Annotated in this window: 3 protein-coding genes; all 3 read right to left on the bottom strand. The window is 55.3% G+C overall.

Going from position 1 to position 3,512, the window contains the following annotated elements; genetic code table 11:
• Window positions 1–255, bottom strand: a 255-nt coding sequence (locus V6D20_04340) for a hypothetical protein (GenBank protein ID HEY9815022.1), incomplete at its 3' end; no start/stop codon positions are given.
• 88 nt (window positions 256–343) lie between these two features.
• A complete protein-coding gene (locus tag V6D20_04335; GenBank protein ID HEY9815021.1) occupies window positions 344–604 on the bottom strand; it encodes a HypC/HybG/HupF family hydrogenase formation chaperone in 261 nt (86 codons plus the stop codon).
• A 168-nt stretch (window positions 605–772) separates the two neighbouring features.
• Window positions 773–3,139 (bottom strand): carbamoyltransferase HypF, encoded by a 2,367-nt coding sequence (hypF, locus tag V6D20_04330; protein ID HEY9815020.1) that lies wholly within the window; start codon window positions 3,137–3,139, stop codon window positions 773–775.
• Window positions 3,140–3,512 lie beyond the last annotated feature (373 nt).

Here is a 3,512-nt window from a genome sequence, read left to right as displayed (position 1 = left end):
CAGCCGTCCTTTAGGCATAATGCACACCGGACAGCCTGGACCATGGATGAGTTCTACGGTGTCAGGTAACAGATCGGCTAACCCATATTTGAAAATCGCATGGGTATGACCACCACAAATCTCCATGATCCGCAGGGGGCGATCGCTTGAAGGGGAACCATAAGAGCCAGGACGTATTTGGGCAGCGATCGCTTCAATCTGCCGGAGAATACCCTGGACCCGCTGAGGATCGCGAAATTCATGGACATATTTCATCGTGTTGTGTCTCCCAGTGTGGAGCTACCTAGTACCAAGAGCGAGGAAGGTTGAGAAAGAATATGAGGGGGGATATGAGGCCGGATGGCTACAGGAGGCTTGCTGCATTCAGTTCGGCAATGTCGTCGAGCATCGTGAGGGTGATCTCAGCATCTTCAGGGTCAATGCGATTCATGGCAAAGCCTACATGCACTAACACCCAATCGCCGACACAAGCCTCTACCGGATGCTCGTCGTCCACAATGCAGGCAATATTCACGGAGCGCTTAACACCACCTATGCTCACGGTAGCCAGGAGGTGCTGCGGGTCAATGATGTCTAGAATTTGTCCTGGAATACCTAAACACATGAATACTCCTCCTTGTTAGACAGTGTTGAACTGTGTTGAACTGTGTTGAACTGTGTGGCGATCGCGACTAAAGCCCCTAGGTGAGGTCTCTCACTCGGCGATCGCTTCCGGCTCTGGCTAGATCGGATAGATTGGCTATGGCCATCATCCGCTACATGGGCGGGTTTTCTATGAATGATCAGGATGTTTTAGCAAGTGGCGAGCAGAGGCGATCGCTCCTTGTCCTAGGGATAGGCCACCATCGTTACAAGGCACTTGCTCGGCTGTCAATACGGTGAGCCCTTGCTGCTCTAACTGCTGGCGGATGGTGGTGAGCAATATCTGATTTTGAAACACGCCACCAGAGAGGGCTACGGTACTTAGGTGATGGGTCTGCGCTAGATGATGTCCTAGGTGGGCGATCGCTTGGGCGAAGCCAAAATGAAAGCGGGTGGACATCGTACGGGCAGAAACGTTCTGGCGTAGGTCGGTGAGGATGGCTGTCCAAAGGGATGCGAAGGATAGCTGATGCGGGGTCTGGCTCAGGTCAAGATCGATGGGGTAGGGGGTAGCGTTGGCTAGGTCTGGCTCCATGTCTGCCCCAATGAGGGCTTCTAGTTCGATCGCTCCCTGTCCTTCGTAGGTAACCTGCTCGAAGCAGCAGCCGATGGCGGCAGCAACGGCGTCAAATAATCGACCGGCTGAGGTGGCTTGGGGCGATCGCAAACCGCTCCCTAGCATCTGATCTAAAAGGGTTCGCGGCTTTGCGGCTAGGGCTTGCACAAGCGGTAGGTCGCCGTATTGGCTGAGTAATTCCTCCCAGCTCCACAGAGCGCGCAGGTGAGCATAGGTGTTACGCCAGGGTTGACGCATGGCCTGGGCACCGCCTAGAAGGGCGATGGGGGGCAGGTGGGCTAGGCGATGATAGTCGGTGTAGTCAACGAGCAAGAATTCGCCGCCCCAAAGGTCGCCGGTTTCGCTATAGCCTAAACCGTCGAGGGCTATGCCTAAGATTGCTGGGGTGTCGATGGGTAGCCGATGGTCTACCATGACGGCGGCAATATGAGCATGGTGATGCTGGATGGGATAGACGGGGAGGTTTTGCTCGGCGGCCCAGCGCTGACCTAGTTTGCTGGCGCTATAGTCGGGATGGGCATCCAGGGCGATCGCTGCTGGTTGATGCTCAAATAGATCTAGGTATAGCTTCAGTGTTTCTTGGTAGGCGAGGAGCGCGGCGGGATGCTCTAGGTCGCCTAGGTGTTGGGAAAGGATGGCTTCGCCTTGGCGCAGTAGGCAAAAGGTCGTTTTCAGTTCGCTACCCATGGCTAAAATCGGGGGAGCTGCTTCAAAGCCGGGGGGCAGGGGCAGGGGGGCGGGGGCATAGCCACGGGCCCGGCGCAGGATCTGAGGTTGACCTGCAATCACTCGCACGACGGAGTCATCGACGCGGTTGATGATGTCGCGGTTGTGTAGCAGGAGGTAGGGAGCGATTGCGCTTAGGTGGGTGCGTGCTTCGTCGTTATCGATGCTTTGGGGTTCGCTAGACCGATTGCCGCTGGTGAGGACGATGGGGTATTCGATATGCTCGAACATCAGGTGGTGGAGCGGTGTGTGGGGCAGCATGATGCCTAGGGCGGATAGGCCAGGCGCAAGGTAGGGGGCGAGGGGGCAGTCCGGGTGGGGAGTCAGGAGGACGATGGGGGCAGCGGGGCTTTCTAAAAGCTGTTGCTCGATCTCGTTGACGCGACAGTAGTGTCGCAGTTGAGCTAGATCCCGCACCATCAGGGCAAAGGGTTTAGCAGGGCGGTGTTTATGGCGGCGTAGCTCGGCGACGGCGGTTTCTTGGGTGGCGTCGCAGGCTAGGTGGATGCCGCCTAGTCCTTTGATTGCAACGATCTCACCTTGGTGTACAAGGCTGCCGACGCGGGCGATCGCTGTTTCTCCTTCCGCTAGAACCTGACCGTCGCTCTCCTCCAGCCATACTTGAGGACCGCAGGCAGGACAGGCGATCGGCTGGGCATGGAAGCGGCGGTTGGCGATCGCTTGATAATCACTCTCACAAGCTACACACATCGGAAAGGCAGACATGCTGGTCTGGTGGCGATCGTAGGGCAGGGAACGGATGATACTCAGTCGCGGACCGCAGTGGGTGCAGTTGGTGAAGGGGTAATGGAAGAACCGGCTCTTGGGATCCTGTAGGTCAGCTTGGCAGGCTGCGCAGGTGGCGGCATCAGGGGATATTTGGGTGCGAACCGTTCCTGTTTGGCTAGACGCGATCCTAAAGGATAAGTCGGGGACGGCAGTCGGGGGAATCTGGATTCGGGTGATCCGGGTCATCCGCGCTAAGGGCGGCGGCGATCGCTTCAGGTGTTCTACAAAGCTTTCGATCTCCTCAGGCGCTCCGGCTACGCGGATCCATACGCCTGCTCCATCGTTTAAGACCCAGCCTCGTAGCCCATACTGTTCGGCTAAGCAATACACCGTTGGACGGAATCCTACGCCTTGAACAATTCCCTCTATCCGGATGTCTTCTGCTACTATTAGCCGTTCTTTCATGGTCGGTGATCCCTATCTTTGCTACGATTAGGACGGTATCTCTGCACCGATCTACTTTAAGTCAAGCAAGTTTTATGGTGAACAATATGTCGATCAAGATGGGTATTGATGAACCCCAACGACAGGCGATCGCTCTCGACTCTTGGCTGATACCTACACACTCTATCTCAAAGCTCAGTACAGTGTTTCATCTCTTAATTAAATAATAAAAAATCCGAATATTTATATAACTTACTTAGGTGAGATGGGAGCAGAGCCAAGACTTCTCCGTACTCAAGCCATGACAACCATGAACAGAAGTCAAATTTTACAAGCCTACCGCGATCGCATCCTTCAGGGTAAGCGCAATAAACTCTCCCTAAAAGAACGATTA

It is taken from the genome of Candidatus Obscuribacterales bacterium (genome assembly GCA_036703605.1).
Taxonomy (GTDB): Bacteria; Cyanobacteriota; Cyanobacteriia; order RECH01; family RECH01; genus RECH01.
Note: the sequence above shows the minus strand (reverse complement) of the source record. Positions and strands in the feature narration are given on the sequence as shown.

Excerpts from the sequence above, each read along its gene's own strand:
- hypF (HEY9815020.1), bottom strand. The coding sequence starts at position 3,139 with ATGAAAGAACGGCTAATAGTAGCAGAAGACATCCGGATAGAGGGAATT.
- V6D20_04335 (HEY9815021.1), bottom strand. The coding sequence starts at position 604 with ATGTGTTTAGGTATTCCAGGACAAATTCTAGACATCATTGACCCGCAG.